Raw genomic sequence first — 18,713 nt, forward strand, 5'->3', positions numbered from 1 at the left:
GCACCTGGCTGTTCGTCGACAGAAGCCGCAATTCCAGCCGCCTTTGGTGCGACATGGCGGTGTGCGGCAACAGGCAGAAGGCAAGTCGTCACTATCGTCGCCGCCGCATGGCGGAAAATGAGGTCAAGGATGTCTAGAGGTCTTTCCCGTTCGATCGTTGTCGGCGCGGCACTCATTGCCGCCGTGGCGCTCGGCGCCTGCCGCGATACCGGCAACGCCGAAGGCAAGCTGTTCGAGATTTCCGGCAAGATATTCGTCTTCAACTACCGCCTCGCCAGGGCGACCTATGTGGTGACGCTGCGGCCGCTGCAGCCGATGGGAGAGGGCCAGGTCGCGATCGCCAGCTTCCAGGATCCCGCCGGTGGCGCGCCTCTGGTGGTCGAGCAAAAGGTGTGGCCAAAGCTCGACAAGGTGACGCTGGAGAGCCCGGCGCTGACCTGCGTCGTCAAGAACAAGCCCTATGCGATTGCCATCAGCATCAAGGATGCCGACGGTGCGGTTCTGCAGAAGATCGACACCACGCTGATGTCGACGGAAGACCAGTCGGTCCTGCCCGACCGGCCACTGGTCATCGACCAGCTCTATACCGCCAATCCCGATCTCGTCGGCCATCCCGACGGCAAGCTGCCGGGCGAACCGAAGCCGGATTGCTCGAAGGGCAGCTGACGCATCGCTGCCCGGCCCTGGCTGCAGCTGAAATTTTCGTGCGCCGGGAAACATCCGCTGGTCGGTTTCGTGCGGGATTCGAGATGGCCACGGACTGTTCGTTGCGCGTTGCCTGGTACCTGCGATTTTGTTTGACCTGCCTTGCAAGGGGAGAAAGGATGCGTCATCCGACCCCGACGTTGGCTGCCTGCCCCCGCGCGGCCTCCGCAGAGGAAATTCCTGATGACGCTGCATGACGTCGCGCTCGACGACAAGTTCGACCTTGGAAAGGAGCGCATCTTCCTGTCCGGCGCGCAGGCGGTCATCCGCATGCTACTGATGCAGCGCGAGCGTGATCGCCGCGCCGGCCTGAACACGGCCGGCTTCGTCTCCGGCTATCGCGGTTCGCCGCTCGGCGGCCTCGACATGCAGCTGTGGAAGGCGAAGAAGCAGCTCGCTCAGGCCGACATCGTCTTCCAGCCCGGGCTCAACGAGGAGCTTGCCGCCACCGCTTGCTGGGGATCGCAGCAGACCGAATTGCTGGGCGAGGGCACCCATGACGGTGTCTTTTCGGTCTGGTACGGCAAGGGGCCGGGTGTCGATCGCTCCGGCGATGTGTTCCGCCATGCCAATCTCGCCGGCTCGTCCAGACATGGCGGTGTGCTCGCCCTGATGGGCGACGACCATATGGCCGAATCCTCGACCAATGCGCATGCCACCGAATTCCTGTTCGTCGACACGATGGTGCCGATCCTCAACCCGGCAGGCGTCCAGGAGATTATCGACTACGGGCTCTACGGCTTTGCCATGTCGCGCTTTGCCGGCACCTGGGCGGCGATCAAATGCGTCAAGGACAACATCGAATCGACGGCCTCGGTCGATGCCTCGCTCGAGCGGCTGAACATCGTCGTGCCTGAGTTCGATATGCCGCCCGGCGGTCTCAACATCCGCCACGAGATCGACATGCTCGGCCAGGAGGAGCGGCTGCATGAGCACAAGCGCGCCGCGGCCTCGGCGTTCATCCATGCCAACGGGCTGAACCGAATCGTCTATTCGGGCGGCCGCAACCCGAAAATCGGCATCATCACGCTGGGCAAGAGCTATCTCGATGTCCGCCAGGCGCTGGAGGACATCGGCATCGACGAGGCGGCCGCCAACCGCATCGGTGTGCGGCTGTTCAAGGTCGGCTGCCCCTGGCCGCTCGATCTGCATCACATCGCTGATTTTGCCCGCGGCCTCGACACCATCGTCGTCGTCGAGGAAAAGCGCTCGCTGATCGAGGTGCAGCTGCGCGAAAGCCTTTACGGCACCGCAACGCAGCCGGTCATTGTCGGCAAGAAGGATGAGCGCGGCGACTGGCTGTTCCCGGCCAAGGGTGCGCTCGACCCCAACGAGATCGCCATCGCGCTTGGCGAGAGGATCGTCAAAACCATCGGTCCGTCCGAAGAGATCTCGGCGCGGGTGGCAAAGCTGCGCCAGTTCCAGGCAATGCTGGCCGACGCCACCGACATCGGCTCGCGCACGCCGTTCTTCTGTTCCGGTTGCCCGCACAATTCGTCCACCAAGGTGCCGGACGGCTCGATCGCCGCGGCCGGCATTGGTTGCCATTTCATGGCGCTGTGGATGGACCGCAACACCGTCGGGTTCACGGCCATGGGCGGCGAGGGCGCGCAGTGGGTCGGCCAGGCGCCGTTCTCGAAGCGTGGCCACATCTTCCAGAATCTCGGCGACGGCACCTACAACCATTCCGGCACGCTGGCGATCCGCTTCGCGCTGTCGACCGACGCCAACATCACCTACAAGATTCTCTACAACGACGCCGTCGCCATGACCGGCGGCCAGCCGCACGAAGGCGGCCTGACCGTCGACATGATCGCCCGGCAGGTACGCGCGGAGGGCGTCGACCGCATCGCCATCGTCACCGATGAGCCGGACAAATATGCCGGGAAGGCTGAATTCCCGGCCGGTGCCAGCATTCATCACCGCGACGACCTGGATCTCGTCCAGCGCCAGCTGCGCGACGTCCAGGGCGTTTCCGTGCTGCTCTATGACCAGACCTGCGCCGCCGAAAAGCGCCGCCGCCGCAAGCGCGGCACATTCCCTGATCCCGACAAGCGGGTCTTCATCAACGAGCTGGTCTGCGAAGGCTGCGGCGATTGCGGCGTGCAGTCGAACTGCGTCTCGATCCAGCCGGTCGAAACCGAATTCGGCCGCAAGCGCAAGATCGACCAGTCGAGCTGCAACAAGGATTTCTCCTGCGTCAACGGCTTCTGCCCGTCCTTCGTCACCGTGCACGGCGCCAAGATCCGCAAGGCCGAGGGCCTGGCCGGCAAGGCCGATCCGCTGGAAGGCGTGCCGGTGCCGGCCGAATTCCCGCTTGGCGAGCAGGGCTGGGCAGCGATCATCGACGGCGTCGGCGGCACCGGCGTCGTCACCGTCGGTGCGGTGCTCGGCATGGCGGCGCATCTCGAGGACAAGGGCTGCGGCATGATCGACATGGCCGGCCTCGCACAGAAGGGCGGTTCGGTGTTCACCCATGTCCGCATCGCCCGCACCCCGGACGACATCCATGCCATCCGCGTCTCGGCCGGCAAGGCCGATCTCGTGCTTGGCTGCGACCTCGTCGTCTCGGGCGCCAAGAAGGTGCTGACCGCGGTGCGTGAGGGCCACACCATCTTTGTCGCCAACACCGCCGAGATCATGCCCGGCGAGTTCGCCCGTTCGGCGGATTTTTCGTTGCCGATAGAGCGGCTGAAGAAGGCGATCCGTGCAGCCGCGGGCGACGACAAGGCGCATTTCTTCGACGCCACCCGCACCGCCACAGCACTTTTCGGCAATTCGCTCGGCGCCAACATGTTCATGCTCGGCTTTGCCTTCCAGCATGGCGGCCTGCCGCTGTCGGCCGAGGCCGTCGAGAAGGCGATCGAGCTCAATGGCGAAGCCGTGGCGATGAACATCGCCGCCTTCCGCTGGGGCCGCCGCGCCGCCCATCAGCCGGATTTCGTGCACGGCCTCGTCGCCCAGCCGGGTCCAACCGTCGCTGGCAAGACCGGCCAGGCTACCGATGTCGCCGAGACGCTGGACGATATCATTGCCCGCCGGGTCGCTTTCCTGACCGCCTATCAGAATGCCGCCTATGGCAGGCGTTATGCCGAGAAACTGGCCGTTTTGCGCGCCGCCGAAACGAAGGCCGTGCCTGGTTCGACCGTGGTGTCGGAAGCTGCCGCCAGGAACCTGTTCAAGCTGATGGCGATCAAGGACGAATACGAGGTGGCGCGTCTTTACACGGACGGCTCTTTCGCCGCTGAACTGGGAAAACAGTTCCAGAGCTACGAAAAGCTCGAATTCCATCTCGCGCCGCCGATCATGGGCCGCCGCGGCAATGACGGCAGCCCTAGGAAATCGAGCTTCGGGCCCTGGATGATGAAGGGTTTTCGCCTGCTGGCGGCGATGAAGGGCCTGCGCGGCACCGCCTTCGACCTGTTCGGCTACACCGCCGAGCGGCGCATGGAGCGGCAGCTTCTTGCTCGGTACGAGGCGGATCTGGAACTCATCGCCGGATCGCTGGCCCCGGCCAGGGTCGATGCGGCGGTTGCGCTGGCATCGGTGCCAGCTCTCATTCGCGGCTATGGCCACGTCCGCCAAGCCAGCGCGGAAAAGGCCGCCGGCGAGCGCCAAAGACTGCTCGAACGCCTGTCGGGCACGCCTGCGCGGCCGAAACTTCAAGCCGCCGAATGATCGATACGCCTTGTTTACCTGAACGACAGTTTCCTCACTTTCCGTTGCGTCACCCGGCTTGACGGCGGGGGCGTGAGGGCCTCTCTAAATCTTTCTTAAGGCGGATGTGACACTGCTTGGGTCCCCAAGGGTTGGGATTCAGGCGTTGAATCTGAGAAAAAAGAACGAGATCCCGGTCGACGTCTACATTCCGTTCGTGGAAACCCTGTTTCGCGACGGGCTGACGCTTTCGATCGGATTCTTTGCCCAAACGCTGCTGGTAGTGCTGGTTTACTGGAAAACCAGGGATCCGGCCTATCTCGCGGTCACCCTCGGATTGCTGACCGTCGCCTTCCTTCGTCTTCGCAACATCAGGAAATATCGTCACGCTCCGTCGCCTCAAAATTGGGAAGAGGCGCGTCGCCGCGAGAACGACTACATACTGTACGGCTCGATGCATGGCTTCATGCTTGGTGCCTTTTGCTTTGTCGGCATCTACCTTGCCTATGACTCATTCGCGGAGATAGCTGCCGTCTGCGTGACGCTTGCCTCCGCCACGTCTATTGCTGGCCGCAACTATGGTTCGCCCAGGATGGTCGTGATCTTCATCATGACCATGACCTGGCCGATCTCGCTGGGCTTCATCCTGCGTGGCGATCCTTATCACTTCATTCTCGGCCTGCTTTCGGCGCCATTTCTTTTTGCCATCAAGCGCTTCGCCGATCTGGTCCGCGAGGTGCTTTTCGCTGCCCTGTCCGAGGAAAAGAAGGCCAATCGCATCGCCCAGCGCTTCAACCGGGCGCTCAACACCATGTCGCATGGGCTTGTCATGCTTGGCCCTGACGGCCGCGTCGCGGTGGCCAATGCCGAGGCCGCGCATCTGATGTCGCTGAAGTCGCCGGACGCGCTGCTCGGGCGGTCGATCCATGGTCTTTTGATGCGTGGCGTCGCCGGCGGCATGCTGGCGCCCAAGGATTGCCGCTATATCGAAGCTCAGCTGACCCGCGCCCTGCGCGAGGGCCGCGACCGCAAGGTGCTGGTTTCCCTCGCCAACGGCCAGCACTACGAATTCTCGGCTCGCGAAGGCAGCCAGGAGCTGGGTGTCATCACCTTCGAGGACGTCACCGCCCGTGTCGAGGCGGAAGACAAGATCCGCTTCATGGCACGCTACGACAATCTCACCGGCCTGCCCAACCGCGCCTATTTCCACGAACTTATCGGCGAGGCCATGGTATCAGGCGATCGCGACCGTCTCTGCGGCCTTGCGGTGCTTGACCTCGACGATTTCAAGAGCGTCAACGACACGCTTGGCCATCCGATCGGCGACGGCTTGATCTACGCCGTTGCCGAGCGGCTTGCCGCCATTGCCGGGCAAGGCATCACGGTCAGCCGTTTCGGCGGCGACGAGTTCATGATCTTCTTCGACCGCGTCGAGGACGAGAGCCATCTGACCAGCCAGCTCGACGAGATTTTCGCCGAACTGCAGGGGGAGGTGGACGTCGCCGGTCACGGGCTGCGCATCCAGGCCAGCGGCGGCGCGGTGCTGTCGCGGGTCAAGGACACCGATGTCGACGCCATGATCGTCAAGGCGGACCTGGCGCTCTACAAGGCCAAGGAGCTCGGCAAGAACAGCTGGCGGCTGTTCGAAGCCTCGATGGATGCCGCCTTCCGCAACCGTCAGCTGATGAAGGCGGATCTGCGCAGCGCGGTGGAAAGCAAGGGCTTGCGGGTGGTCTATCAGCCGATCGTGGCGATGAGCACCATGCGTATCGCCAGCTGCGAGGCGCTGTGCCGGTGGGACCATCCCGATCTCGGACCGGTCTCGCCCAGCATCTTCATTCCATTGGCCGAGGAAATGGGCATCATTTCCGAGATCAGCACCTTCGTGCTGCAGGCAGCCTGCGCCGAATGCGCCAAATGGCCGGACCAGACCAGCGTCTCGGTCAATCTTTCCGCCAAGGATTTCCGCAACCGCGACGTCATCCAGAAGGTTCGCGATGCGTTGGCCAGCACCGGCCTCGCGGCCGGCCGGCTCGAGATCGAGGTCACCGAAACGGCGCTGCTCGACGACAAGTCGCTGACGCGCCAGTACATCGAGGAGCTGAAGCAGATTGGCGTGCGCATCGCGCTCGACGATTTCGGCACCGGCTATTCGAGCCTGAGCTACCTGCACAAGCTGCCGCTCGACAAGATCAAGATCGACCGCTCGTTCCTGATGGACGTCACCCAGAATCCCCGTTCGCTCGAGCTGCTCAAGGGCATCGTCAACCTGTCGCGGCCGCTGGGGCTTTCGGTGACCGTCGAAGGGGTCGAGACCTTCGAGCAGCTCAAGATTCTGGCGCTGCAGGTCAAGCCCGACCTTGTCCAGGGGTTCCTTTTCGGTTCGGCGCTCAGCGCCTCCGGCATCGAGACCATGTCGACCACGGTCTGGCCCTTCGCCAAGGACATCAACACAGCCAAGAGGGCGGCGCGCCGCTGATCTACTGACAGAGAAGTGATGCTTTTTCGTAAAATTTTACGAATTGTTAACGTTAACGATGAGTAAACAACGCCTGTCCCATTTTCATCTTTACATCCCGGGGGCCTGTCGTAGGGTTGAACTGCGGCGGCAACTTACGGGGATGCACGATGGATGCGCAGTTGACAGCGCTTCGCCAAGCGGCGGGCGCGGACGGAGAAAATTCGTCCGATAGCATGTCGAGATTTGCTCGAAATGTCTCGGCAATGCTAGAACGCACAGAGTATCGCCGCTGCGACAAGGGCGAAGATCTCGAAGACATCTACAGGTTGCGCTACAAGTCCTATCGGCTGAGCGATATGGTGGTGGAAAACCCAGATCATATTGTGCATGACGAGCTCGACGAAGCCGAAAATTGCTCGAAGTTCGGCATTTACATTGACGGGGAACTGGTCAGCACGCTCCGCATCCATCATGCCTGCAGCGCGACCCCGCAATCGCCCTCAACCACGGTCTATGGTGACATCTTGCGGCCGATGCTCGCCGCCGGCGCGCATTTCACCGACCCGAGCCGCTTTGCCGCCGACCCCGACTGGTCAAAGGTCTATCCGCAGATTCCCTATCTGACGTTGCGCCTCGCCGGTATGGCTTGCTTCTATTTCGATGCACCTTACTGCCTGTCGACCATCCGGCCGGAACATGCGGGTTTCTACCGTCGCATCTACTGTTCGGAGCAGATCGGCGAGCTGCGCGACTATCCAGGCCTGAACTACAAGGTCGTGCTCTACAGGGCCAACGTCAACGCGATCCGCGAGCGCTCCTTCTCTCGGTTCCCGTTCTTCCGCTCGACACCTATGGAGCAGCGCATGCTGTTCGAGACGCCTGGTGCGGGCGAACTGGCGCCGCTGACCATCCTGCCAACGGCAAAGTATTTTCGCGAAGCCGCTTGAGGCCACGCGATTTTTGGCGAATGCCTGGAGCTTTCCGGCCGGATTCGCGTTCTGATGACGGCGGGGCGTTGCCCCCCCGGCGTCTCCATTTCGACGGATTTGTCAAAAGGAACCCGACATGACCATTTCCACGCTTGCGCTCACCCCGCTCATCTCGCTGATCGCCGGCGTGCTGATTCTCGTGATGCCAAGGCTGTTGAACTACATCGTCGCGCTCTATCTGATCGTCGTCGGACTGCTCGGGCTTTTCCCGCATCTTGTCGGCTGACAGCGCCGTTTGAGGCGGCGCCAGCGTTCGCCTAGACCGCTTTCGGAGGATCTTTCCGATCAGGCACCCGGATCCGGGGCGGATTCCAGCGCGCGTCGGCAGCCGGCTTCAATTTTCCTTTGAGGCAGTTGTCGGCTGCGATGCGGCAATAGCGCCATTGCTCTCGGCCCGGCTTTTCGCTATGTGCCTGAAAGATGTCTTCGAAGGGGTATTCCTATGGCTGATCACTCGCCGACCGGTCCTGTCGAACTGGGCGCGAAGATGGACTATGCAGAGCATGACCGCACCTATGCGGGCTTCCTCGCACTGGCCAAGTATGGATCGCTTTTCTGCGGAGCCCTGCTTCTGGCGATGGCCTTCGGTTTCTTCGCGGGCGGCTTCTTCTCGGCGACTATCCTGTTCGTGCTGATTCTGGCCGTCGGCGCCTTTATCCTCCGATAGATTTTTCCGACACCTTGTCCATGGCGCCGCCGCGAGGCCGGCCGGCGTCTTGCGGGAAACAGCTTCCGGCCGAAAGGATCATGCGGTGGGACAGACGGTTTTCATCCCTCGTGAACTCGATGCCAACGAGCCGCGCGTCGCGGCCTCGCCCGATACGGTGAAACGGTTGGCGGCGCTGGGCTTCGACGTCATTGTCGAGGCGGGGGCCGGGCTGGATTCGCGCATCATCGATGCCGATTATGCGAGCGCCGGCGCTGCCATCGGCAAGGCTTCAGATGTCGCCAAGGCCGATGTGGTGCTGAAGGTGCGTCGGCCCAGTGATGCCGAACTGAAGAGCTACAAGCCCGGTACGGCGGTCATCGCCATCATGGATCCCTACGGCAATGATGCCGCCGTTGCAGCTCTTGCCAAGGCCGGCGTCACCGCCTTTTCGATGGAATTCATGCCGCGCATCACCCGCGCCCAGTCGATGGACGTGCTGTCTAGCCAAGCCAATCTCGCCGGCTACCAGGCGGTGATCGACGGCGCTTCGGAATATGATCGCGCATTGCCGATGATGATGACGGCGGCGGGCACGGTGCCGGCGGCAAAGGTCTTCATCATGGGCGTCGGCGTTGCCGGCCTGCAGGCAATCGCCACCGCGCGCCGGCTTGGTGCGGTCGTCACCGCCACCGACGTTCGTCCCGCCGCCAAGGAACAGGTCGCCTCGCTCGGCGCAAAGTTCCTCGCGGTCGAGGACGAGGAATTCAAGGCGGCCGAAACGGCCGGCGGCTACGCCAAGGAAATGTCGAAGGAATACCAGGCCAAGCAGGCGGCACTCACATCAGAGCATATCGCCAAGCAGGACATCGTCATCACCACGGCGCTGATCCCGGGCCGGCCAGCGCCGAAACTGGTGTCGGCGGCCATGGTCGCCTCGATGAAGCCGGGTTCGGTGCTCGTCGATCTGGCGGTCGAACGCGGCGGCAATGTCGAGGGCGCGGAAGCCGGCAAGGTCGTCACCACCGCCAACAACGTCAAGATCGTCGGCCATCTCAATGTGCCCGGTCGCATCGCCGCGTCGGCCTCGCTGCTTTACGCCAGGAACCTGTTTGCCTTCCTCGAAACGCTGGTCGACAAGGCGACGAAGACGCTTGCCATCAATCGCGACGACGATCTGGTCAAGGCAACGATGCTGACCGATGGCGGCAAGGTGGTTCATCCAGCCTTCGCCAAGGCCGATCAGCAGCCGCGTGTCGAGCCGGCCGCGATCCCGGCCGCCACCATGGTCGCCGACGCTTCAGTCAAACCTGCCACTGCAAAGAAGGCCGCGCCCAAGAAGGCGGCCGCACCCAAGTCGCCCTCGTCGAAGCCGAAAGGGATCGCGTGATGGACCAGACCCTGCAGAAAGCCCTCGACCAGCTCGACCAGGCCTCCGCCGCAGTTCGGCTGGCAGTGCACAATATGGCGACCATGCCCGGTGGCGCCGATGCGGCGGGTGACGCCGCGCATGCGCTCTCCGGCGGCGCCATCGATCCCTTCGTCTTCCGCTTCGCCATCTTCGTGCTGGCGATCTTCGTCGGCTATTACGTCGTCTGGTCGGTGACGCCGGCGCTGCACACACCGCTGATGGCCGTCACCAACGCCATCTCGTCTGTCATCGTCGTCGGCGCACTGCTGGCCGTCGGCATCGCCGCTTCCGGCATCGCCGCCGGCTTCGGCTTCGTCGCGCTGATGCTGGTGTCGGTCAATATCTTCGGCGGCTTCCTCGTCACCCAGCGCATGCTGGCCATGTACAAGAAGAAGGACAAGTAGAGCGCCATGAACGCCAACTTCGCGTCCTTCCTCTATCTGGTCTCCGGCGTCCTGTTCATCATGGCGTTGCGCGGCCTGTCGCATCCGACCACCAGTCGGCAGGGCAATCTCTACGGCATGATCGGCATGGGCATCGCCATCGCCACCACACTGGCGCTGGCGACCCCGTCCGCTGGCCGTTTCGGCTTGATCGTGCTCGGCCTTGCCATTGGCGGCGGCGTCGGTGCGGTCACCGCGCGCCGCATCGCCATGACCTCGATGCCACAGTTGGTCGCTGCTTTCCACTCGCTGGTCGGCCTCGCCGCCGTCATGGTGGCGGCAGCCGCCATCTATGCCCCGGAAAGCTTTGGCATCGGCACGGATGGCGACATCCACGCCCAGGCCCTGATCGAGATGAGCCTTGGCCTCGCCATCGGCGCCATCACCTTCACTGGCTCGGTCATCGCCTTCCTCAAGCTCGACGGCCGCATGTCGGGCAAGCCGATCATGATCGGCGGCCGCCACTTCATCCACGCGGCACTTGCCATCGCGCTCGTCGTCTTGATCGTGCTGCTGGTCACCACCGAGTCCAAGCTGGTGTTCTGGCTGATCGTTGCCGCCTCGCTGGTGCTTGGCATACTCTTGATCATCCCGATCGGCGGCGCGGACATGCCGGTCGTCGTCTCGATGCTCAACTCCTATTCGGGCTGGGCGGCGGCGGCCCTCGGCTTCACGCTCGGCAATCTGGCGCTGATCATCACCGGCGCGCTGGTCGGCTCATCCGGCGCGATCCTGTCCTACATCATGTGCAAGGGCATGAACCGCTCCTTCATCTCGGTCATCCTCGGCGGCTTCGGCGGCGAGACTACCGCCACGGCGGACGACGGCATCGAGCGCACGGTCAAGCAGGGCTCGGCCGACGACGCCGCCTATCTGATGATGAACGCCCAGAAGGTCATCATCGTGCCCGGCTATGGCATGGCGGTTGCCCAGGCGCAGCACGCGCTGCGCGAAATGGCCGACAAGCTCAAGGCCAACGGCGTCGACGTCAAATATGCTATCCACCCGGTCGCCGGCCGCATGCCCGGCCACATGAACGTGCTGCTCGCGGAAGCCAACGTGCCTTATGACGAAGTGTTCGAGCTTGAGGACATCAACTCCGAATTCGCGCAGGCCGATGTCGCCTATGTCATCGGCGCCAACGACGTCACCAACCCGTCCGCGCGTGACGACAAGTCGTCGCCGATCTACGGCATGCCGATCCTCGACGTCGACAAGGCCCGCACCTGCCTGTTCGTCAAGCGCTCGCTCGGCTCCGGCTATGCCGGCATCGACAACACGCTGTTCTACAAGGACGGCACCATGATGCTGCTCGGCGACGCCAAGAAGATGACCGAGGAAATCGTCAAGGCCATGGATCACTGATAGGCGATCAGCACTGAGACAAGAAACGCCCGGCTTCGCGCCGGGCTTTTTCTTGGCTGACAGCGGTTTCAAGGCTACGATGACGACGTCCCGTCTCACCGACGGGATTGTCGTCAACGGAGACGCTGATGCCCGATCCCGTCGCATCGCCGGTCACCGCAAAAGCACCGCACAAGCTGAGCCAGGCGGTGGTGATCGTGCATGGCATGGGCGAACAGCGGCCGATGGATACGTTGCGCGGCTTTGTCCAGACTGTCTGGAGCCATGATCCCAGCCGCGCGCCGTTTTATGCCCATGTCGCCGATCCGGCCGATCCCACCGGCGCGAAGATCAACCAGAGCTGGATCACCCCCGACAGCCGGACAAATTCATACGAACTTCGCCGCATCACCACGCCTTACGATGTCGAAGGCCGTCGCACCGATTTCTACGAGCTCTACTGGGCCGACATCACGCAGGGCACGACGCGGGGGCGGCTTGCCGCCTGGGTGACAAACCTGCTGTGGCGCAAGCTCGCCGACATTCCGCGCGACGCCCGCAAGCTCTATCTCGTCACTCTTCTTGCCGTCATCGTCGTCCTGTGCGCGATGCTCGCGCTCGCGACCTCGGTTTGGCAGCACTATATCTCCTGGGCCGCCGCTCTGTTCGTCACCATCCTGGCCTCGTTCATCATCTGGGCGGTGGACCGGTTTGGCCTTCCCTATTTCGGCGATGTCGCCGCCTATGTGCGTGCCGAAGCGGCGACGGTCGAAAAGCGCGCACTGATCCGCGACCGCGGCCTGAGGCTGCTGAAGCGTCTGATGATGGACGACAGCTACGACCGGATCGTGCTGGTCTCGCACAGCCTTGGATCGATGATCGCCTATGACCTGCTGCAGATATTGTGGGCCGATTTCAGGCCCCGAAAACTGGAGGCCATCCGCGACAAGGCGAAACTGAAGGCGATTCACGCTATCGACAAGGCGACGCTTGTTGCCGACGGTTCGGCTTGGCCCGGCAGCCTGGACGATCTCGCCGGCTTCCGGCGCGATCAGTGGGAGCTCTACCGGCAGCTGCGCACTGGCGATGCCGACCATCGGCCCTGGAAGATCAGCGATTTCGTCACGCTTGGCAGCCCGCTGACCCACAGCGAATTTCTGGTGACGTACAATCTCGCCGAATTCAGGCGCGGCATTGCCGAGCGGCTGTTCTCGGCGTGCCCGCCGATTGCCGAAGGGGCAGCGGCTGGCGGCACCGTGCTCTATCAGGAAGGCCGCAACCGTTCGGGCAAGCCGCAGCGCGCCGTGCATCATGGCGCGGTGTTTGCGGCGACGCGCTGGACCAACATCTTCGACCGCGGCAATGGCTGGCTTACGGGCGATCCGATCTCCGGGCCGATGGCGGAAAATTTCGGTCCGGGTGTGGAGAATATCCAGGTCGAGCTGCGCGGCTCACGTGGTCGCGTCTTCACCCACACGCTGTACTGGTCGTTGGCGGCGACCGGTGTCGAAGTCGCAGCCGGCGCTCGCTCGCATCTTGCCGTGCTGCGTGACGCTGTCGACCTTGGCCGCAAGCTGGAGCCGAGCCAGGCGGAAGCGCCGGCTATGACTTCCGAAAAATGAGAACGGCGAACGGGATCGATACTCCACGCGCCGCCTGGCAATTCAAACAGAAAATCCACCCCGGGGCTTTGGCCCGGAGTGGATCGATCTGCTTCAGGTCCAGATCAGCGGCTGGTCAGGAACACCGCTTCTTCATCATCGCGCTGCCTGCCGCCGAGAGCGGCTGCCGCACTGGCGATGAAGGCGCCGATCACCAGCGACAAGGCACCGAGCAAGGCAAAAGTCGCGCTGCCCTTCCTGGCGGTGTCGGCGGCCTGTTGTGCCTTGACCTTGGCGTCCTGGACCTTGGCGACTAGGGCATTGACACGTGCCTTGGCGTCAGCCTCGGAGAGGCCGGTGCGGGCGGCGACCAGTTGCGACAGATAGGTCCTGTCATCGGTCGAGATTTCGCCTGCCGCGGCACTGGCGACCAGGATGCGCGAGGCCTGCCCGATCGCGGCCGCATCGCCGTCCGGACTGACCGCCGTGAGCTTGCTCGGATCAGCCGGACGAAACAGCGAGTCCACCAAGTAGGACGTCGCATTGTCAGCAGCAGCGCCACCGGCATTGGCGGATGCACCGGCCGACGCACCCATGGCGGCGCCCGACGCCACGGTCGAGACTGCCTGCACGCCTGAACCCACCGCAGCGGAAAGCGCCGAGCCCAGGACACCGACGACGATCAGGGTGGCCAGCGCCCAGGCCAAAAAGCCGTGGGCAGTGTCACGGAAATAGACCTCGTCGGCGTGGATGCCGACCCATTTCGTGCGCAGGCGTCCGGCAAGGTAGCCTCCGACACCGGAGGACAGCCATTGCACGATGACCAGCCAGATCGCGGTAGAGACCGCGAAGGTCGTGACCGACGCGCCGGAGCCAGACCAGGGTGACACCATGCTCAGCCCAAGGCCTGAACCAAGCAGCATGAGGATGAAGGTCAACGTCGAGGCCGCGAAGGCGCCGGCGATGATCGGTCCCCAACTGACGGCAGTAGTAGAGGATTCTGTTGAAGTGGAAACGTCGACAGCCGATAGAGTGGACTGCATGAGTTCCCCCTATCGTACGAAAAGCATGATCAGAATGATGATTGGAATCGGGATTCCGAGCAACCAGAGCAAAATGCCACGTCCCATGAAAGCCTCCTGTGAGAAATTGTGATCGATGTTGTCACAATGTCCCGAGGGGACTTCCGTTCCGGCGGGTTATAAAATGATTTTGTTTGCCATGGATGGAACAATTGGCGCGCCGCGGCGCGCCAATGTCAGAGACTATCGAGATCAGATATCCAGATTGGCGACCGACAGCGCGTTGTCCTGGATGAACTCACGCCTGGGCTCGACCTCGTCGCCCATCAGCCGCGAAAACAGACTATCCGCATCCGTCGCGTCATTGACCTTGACCTGCAGCAGCGAGCGCACGTTCGGATCGAGCGTGGTTTCCCAGAGCTGTTCGGCGTTCATCTCGCCGAGACCCTTGTAGCGCTGCATGGTCAGGCCCTTGCGCCCGGTCGCGAAGACCGCGTTGAGCAGCGCCATCGGTCCCGAGATGGTCTCCGAGACATCCTTGCGGCGCAGCACCGGTGGCTCGCCATAGACTTCCGTAAGGCGCGGCGCATAGCGGTCGAGCTGACGTGCATCGGCCGAATTGATCAGCCCCAGATCGAGATGCGCGTATTCCTTGACGCTGCGCACCGTGCGCTCGAATACATAGCCGCCAATGCCCTCGTTCGAGGTCGACATGCGACCGGTCCAGCCGCGTTCGGTGTCCTCGGCGATGATGTCGAGACGCTTGGCGATGCGCTCGGCCATGGCATTGGCCTGGGCGAGATCGGTAAAGACGTCCGGGTTGAGGCCGCCGGCGATCGCCGCCTGCTCGACCACGCCCCTGTTGTAGCGCGTGTGCAGGCCGTTGATGAGCTGGCGCACGGCCAGCGCGTCGTCGATGGCGCCGCGCAGATCCTGTCCGATGCGAACCTCGCCCGAGCCGAGCGTAAGCGATGCTTCCTCCAGGCCCGAGCCGATCAGGAATTCCTCGAAGGCGCTCTCGTCCTTGATGTACTGCGAGCTCTTGCCACGCGTCACTTTGTAGAGCGGCGGCTGGGCGATGTAGAGATGGCCGCGCTCGATCAGCTCCGGCATCTGCCGGAAGAAGAAGGTGAGCAGCAAGGTTCTGATATGGGCGCCGTCGACGTCGGCGTCGGTCATCAGGATGATCTTGTGGTAGCGCAGCTTGTCGGCGTTGAACTCGTCCTTGCCGATCGAGGTGCCGAGCGCGGTGATCAGCGTGCCGATCATCTCGGAGCCGAGCATACGGTCGAAACGGGCCCGCTCGACATTGAGGATCTTGCCGCGCAGCGGAAGGATGGCCTGGTTCTGGCGCGAACGGCCGCCCTTGGCCGAGCCACCGGCGGAGTCACCCTCGACGATGAAGATCTCGGATTTCGCCGGGTCGCGTTCCTGGCAGTCGGCCAGCTTGCCGGGCAGCGAGGTGATGCCGAGCGAACTCTTGCGGGTGATGTCGCGGGCCTTGCGTGCCGCCTCGCGCGCCGCGGCGGCCTGGATCACCTTGTCGATCACCACCTTGCCTTCGGCCGGATGTTCCTCGAGCCACGTGCCGAGAGCCTCGTTGACCAGTCCTTCAACCACCGGGCGGACTTCGGACGAGACCAGCTTGTCCTTGGTCTGCGAGGAGAATTTAGGGTCGGGAACCTTGACCGACAGCACTGCCGTCAGGCCCTCGCGGCAATCGTCGCCGATCAGCCCCACCTTTTCCCTCTTGGTCAGTCCGGAGGATTCGCCATAGCCGGTGATCTGGCGTGTCAGCGCGCCGCGGAAACCGGCCAGATGGGTGCCGCCATCGCGCTGCGGGATGTTGTTGGTGAAGGCCAGCACGTTCTCGTGGTAGCTGTCGTTCCACCACATCGCCACTTCAACGGTGATGCCGTCGCGCTCGGCCTTGATGGCGATCGGCTTGTCGATCAGCGGCTTCTTCACCCGGTCGAGATATTTGACGAACTCTTCCAGCCCGCCATCATAGTGCAGTTCATGGCGCACGATGTCGGCATGACGGGCATCGGTCAAAATGATGCGCACGCCGGAATTCAGGAAGGCGAGCTCGCGCAGCCGGTGTTCCAGCGTGCCGAAATCGAACTCGACCATGGTGAAGGTCTCGGACGACGGGAAGAAGGTGATCTCGCTGCCGCTGCGCCCTTCATAGGTGCCGGGCTGCTTGTCCTGCTCATAGCTGCCCGTCGCCTTCAGCGGCGCGTCGGCATTGCCATGTGTGAAGCTCATCTCGAAGATCTGGCCATTGCGGCGAATCCTCAGCTTCAGCCAGGCCGAAAGCGCATTGACCACCGAGACGCCGACGCCATGCAGGCCGCCCGAGACCTTGTAGGAGTTCTGGTCGAACTTGCCGCCGGCATGCAGCTGCGTCATGATCACTTCGGCCGCCGAAATGCCTTCTCCGGTGTGGATATCGGTCGGAATGCCGCGGCCGTTGTCGATCACGGTGACCGAACCATCGGGATTGAGCGTCACGGTGACGAGGTCGGCGTGGCCCGCCAGCGCCTCGTCGATGGCGTTGTCGACCACCTCATAGACCATGTGGTGCAGGCCCGAACCGTCGTCAGTATCGCCGATATACATGCCGGGGCGTTTGCGGACAGCATCCAACCCCTTCAAAACCTTGATGGAATCGGCGCCGTATTCGGCTTCAGCGCCGTTGTTGTTGTCGATCTGATCGCTCATGAAAACCTGTTGTCTGGATGCCGCTTGCACGGCGCTAAAAATCGGCCCCGAATCGCGCCTCTGATATGCATTAGATATAGGCGCTAAAGGCGGTTTTTCCAAGGTTTGCGAGCATTTCGGGGGCGAACGCCCAGCCGGCAGCCGGCTATTTTTTTCGGCCGCCGAATTTGGCGAGAAGGCCGCGCAAATACTTGATCGTGGATTTGTCTCTCGGCGCCAGCCGACCCGTGCGGTCGAGCTCCAGCGTCAGGTTAAGCGCCTTGGTCAGCACCGCCTTCGGATCCTTCGCCACATAGGCGTAGTTGATGTAGGCCTGTACCAGATCAAATTGCCAGATCGCATTGTCCGGATCGGACTGGGCCAGTTGCTGGCGGATGCCGAGGCTGGTTTCGAAGGCTTTCCTGGAGCCCTCGAAGTGGCGCTGCTTGGTCTCCAGCATGCCGATTTCCGAGAGCGTGATCGACAGATCGCGTTGCCAGTCGGAATTGGCTGGGTCGAGCTTGGCCAGACGGTCGGCAATGGCAAGACTGTCCTGATAGTTTTGCAGTGCGCCGCTGATATCGCCCTGGACATCAAGCACACCGGCGACCTTTTCCAGACAAACCGACAGGTCCCGCTGCCAGTTTGTGTTGCCAGGATCGGTGGCGGCGAGTTCACGCGCTATATCAAGCGCTTGCTGATAGGAAGCCAGTGCCGGCGACCAGCTCTTCCGGTCGCTTAGCGCATTGCCGGCCTTGGCGTAACCGATCGACAGGTCGCGCTTCAAGTCGGTATCGTTGGGGTCGCGGCGCACCAGCTCTTCGGCGATCGCCTGGCTCTTTTTGTAGGCCACGAGTGCACCGGCGGGGTCGCCGCGCTCGCGCAGCACGTCACCGATCCTTTCATGGCTGACGGAGACAGCGCGCTGGCGCTCGGGATCATCGGGTTTGTTCTCGGCCAGCGCCAGCCGAATTCTCAGACTCTCTTCAAATGCCGTCTGGGCGCTATCCAGCTGTCCGGCGGTGCGGGCAAGGTCGCCGATTTCATCATAGGTGATGGTCAGATCGCGCAGCAGATAGGCGCGGTCCGGCTCCGCATCGGCCAATTGCTGCTTGATCGACAGGCTTTGCTGATAGGCCTGGGCGGCCGCGCCAACATCGCCTTGCGTCGCCAGCACGTTGCCGATCTTGTCATTGGCCATGGCCAGATCGCCAAGCCAGTCTTTCTTGTCCGGCAGGCTTGCGGTCAGACCCTGCAGCACGTCCCTGGCGGCCTCGTAGTTTTCCAGGGAGGCCGGCAGGTCGCCTTGGGCCATCTTGATGTTGGCGAGCTTGATATGGCTGATGGCGAGATCGCGTTTGACGCTGGGATCGGTTTCCTGACGCGACCGCTGCTCGAGGTTTGCCAAAAGGGCCGTGAAGGCGCGGCCGGCTGCGTCGACATTGCCGACCGTCGTATAGAGGATGCCGAGCTCCTCCAGTGTGCGGCTCTGGCGGTCGGCCTGTTCCAGGCTGAGCGAGGTCTGCCCGGCCTCGCCATAGAGCGACAGCACGGTCTCGTAGCCCTTGATGGCTGCCGCATAGTTGAGGTCGGCGCGCGATGCGCCCGCCGACAGGAACAGCGTTGCGGCTTGCGACAGCGTGCGGTCGACGAAATTTACCTTCAGCGCCTTGCGCGACACGTCGTCGATATCGACCGCTTCCGCCAGTCTTGCCTGTGCCGCGCCGAACG

The 18,713-nt window shown here is 63.0% G+C and carries 13 protein-coding genes and 1 pseudogene; 11 read left to right on the forward strand and 3 right to left on the reverse strand.

What is annotated here, in order from left to right; translation table 11 throughout:
- The 11 genes from EN993_RS16280 to EN993_RS16330 form a co-directional block, all read left to right on the forward strand.
- Positions 1-137 (forward strand): CGNR zinc finger domain-containing protein (locus EN993_RS16280; RefSeq protein ID WP_206532375.1); only part of this gene is annotated, 137 nt, incomplete at its 5' end.
- The gene (locus tag EN993_RS16285) at positions 130-666 is read left to right on the forward strand and encodes a hypothetical protein (protein WP_109665700.1); all 537 of its coding nucleotides are present in this window, start codon (positions 130-132) and stop codon (positions 664-666) included. The genes EN993_RS16280 and EN993_RS16285, both read left to right, overlap by 8 nt.
- Before the next feature lie 222 nt (positions 667-888).
- Complete coding sequence (locus EN993_RS16290) at positions 889-4,383, forward strand: indolepyruvate ferredoxin oxidoreductase family protein (protein WP_109665704.1); 3,495 nt, start codon at positions 889-891, stop codon at positions 4,381-4,383.
- A 145-nt stretch (positions 4,384-4,528) separates the two neighbouring features.
- Positions 4,529-6,841, forward strand: coding sequence for an EAL domain-containing protein (locus EN993_RS16295; RefSeq protein WP_109665708.1), 2,313 nt, complete (start codon positions 4,529-4,531; stop codon positions 6,839-6,841).
- Positions 6,842-6,990: 149 nt separating this feature from the next.
- On the forward strand, positions 6,991-7,770 hold the full coding sequence (locus tag EN993_RS16300) for a hypothetical protein (protein WP_126067378.1): 780 nt from the start codon (positions 6,991-6,993) through the stop codon (positions 7,768-7,770).
- 118 nt (positions 7,771-7,888) lie between these two features.
- Positions 7,889-8,038 carry a DUF3096 domain-containing protein gene (locus EN993_RS16305; protein WP_109665714.1) on the forward strand — a complete coding sequence of 50 codons (150 nt, stop codon included), beginning with the start codon at positions 7,889-7,891 and terminating at the stop codon, positions 8,036-8,038.
- A 216-nt stretch (positions 8,039-8,254) separates the two neighbouring features.
- Positions 8,255-8,479 (forward strand): aa3-type cytochrome c oxidase subunit IV, encoded by a 225-nt coding sequence (locus EN993_RS16310; protein ID WP_013528204.1) that lies wholly within the window; start codon positions 8,255-8,257, stop codon positions 8,477-8,479.
- 85 nt (positions 8,480-8,564) lie between these two features.
- Positions 8,565-9,848, forward strand: coding sequence for a Re/Si-specific NAD(P)(+) transhydrogenase subunit alpha (locus EN993_RS16315; protein ID WP_127264156.1), 1,284 nt, complete (start codon positions 8,565-8,567; stop codon positions 9,846-9,848).
- Positions 9,845-10,273 carry a proton-translocating transhydrogenase family protein gene (locus tag EN993_RS16320; protein WP_206532374.1) on the forward strand — a complete coding sequence of 143 codons (429 nt, stop codon included), beginning with the start codon at positions 9,845-9,847 and terminating at the stop codon, positions 10,271-10,273. Before EN993_RS16315 ends, EN993_RS16320 begins: the two co-directional genes overlap by 4 nt.
- A gap of 6 nt (positions 10,274-10,279) precedes the next feature.
- The gene (locus tag EN993_RS16325; RefSeq protein ID WP_127264158.1) at positions 10,280-11,677 is read left to right on the forward strand and encodes an NAD(P)(+) transhydrogenase (Re/Si-specific) subunit beta; all 1,398 of its coding nucleotides are present in this window, start codon (positions 10,280-10,282) and stop codon (positions 11,675-11,677) included.
- A 128-nt stretch (positions 11,678-11,805) separates the two neighbouring features.
- Positions 11,806-13,278: a hypothetical protein gene (locus EN993_RS16330; protein ID WP_127264160.1), complete on the forward strand. Its 1,473-nt coding sequence runs from the start codon at positions 11,806-11,808 to the stop codon at positions 13,276-13,278.
- Between the two features lie 104 nt (positions 13,279-13,382).
- On the opposite strand, the gene EN993_RS16335 is transcribed toward EN993_RS16330, so the two are convergent.
- From EN993_RS16335 to EN993_RS16345, 3 genes and pseudogenes are all read right to left on the reverse strand, one after another.
- A complete protein-coding gene (locus EN993_RS16335) occupies positions 13,383-14,300 on the reverse strand; it encodes a hypothetical protein (RefSeq protein WP_127264161.1) in 918 nt (305 codons plus the stop codon).
- Positions 14,301-14,531: 231 nt separating this feature from the next.
- Positions 14,532-17,003 (reverse strand): DNA topoisomerase (ATP-hydrolyzing) subunit B, encoded by a 2,472-nt coding sequence (gene gyrB, locus EN993_RS16340; protein WP_109665740.1) that lies wholly within the window; start codon positions 17,001-17,003, stop codon positions 14,532-14,534.
- 145 nt (positions 17,004-17,148) lie between these two features.
- Positions 17,149-18,713: pseudogene (locus tag EN993_RS16345) on the reverse strand (tetratricopeptide repeat protein); the annotation flags it as partial.

This window comes from Mesorhizobium sp. M7D.F.Ca.US.004.01.2.1 (assembly GCF_003997785.1).
In the GTDB taxonomy this organism is placed as follows: domain Bacteria; phylum Pseudomonadota; class Alphaproteobacteria; order Rhizobiales; family Rhizobiaceae; genus Mesorhizobium; species Mesorhizobium loti.

Coding starts and splice junctions, on each gene's coding strand:
- EN993_RS16285 (WP_109665700.1), top strand. CDS start 130: ATGTCTAGAGGTCTTTCCCGTTCGATCGTTGTCGGCGCGGCACTCATT.
- EN993_RS16290 (WP_109665704.1), top strand. CDS start 889: ATGACGCTGCATGACGTCGCGCTCGACGACAAGTTCGACCTTGGAAAG.
- EN993_RS16300 (WP_126067378.1), top strand. CDS start 6,991: ATGGATGCGCAGTTGACAGCGCTTCGCCAAGCGGCGGGCGCGGACGGA.
- EN993_RS16305 (WP_109665714.1), top strand. CDS start 7,889: ATGACCATTTCCACGCTTGCGCTCACCCCGCTCATCTCGCTGATCGCC.
- EN993_RS16310 (WP_013528204.1), top strand. CDS start 8,255: ATGGCTGATCACTCGCCGACCGGTCCTGTCGAACTGGGCGCGAAGATG.
- EN993_RS16325 (WP_127264158.1), top strand. CDS start 10,280: ATGAACGCCAACTTCGCGTCCTTCCTCTATCTGGTCTCCGGCGTCCTG.
- EN993_RS16330 (WP_127264160.1), top strand. CDS start 11,806: ATGCCCGATCCCGTCGCATCGCCGGTCACCGCAAAAGCACCGCACAAG.
- EN993_RS16335 (WP_127264161.1), bottom strand. CDS start 14,300: ATGCAGTCCACTCTATCGGCTGTCGACGTTTCCACTTCAACAGAATCC.
- gyrB (WP_109665740.1), bottom strand. CDS start 17,003: ATGAGCGATCAGATCGACAACAACAACGGCGCTGAAGCCGAATACGGC.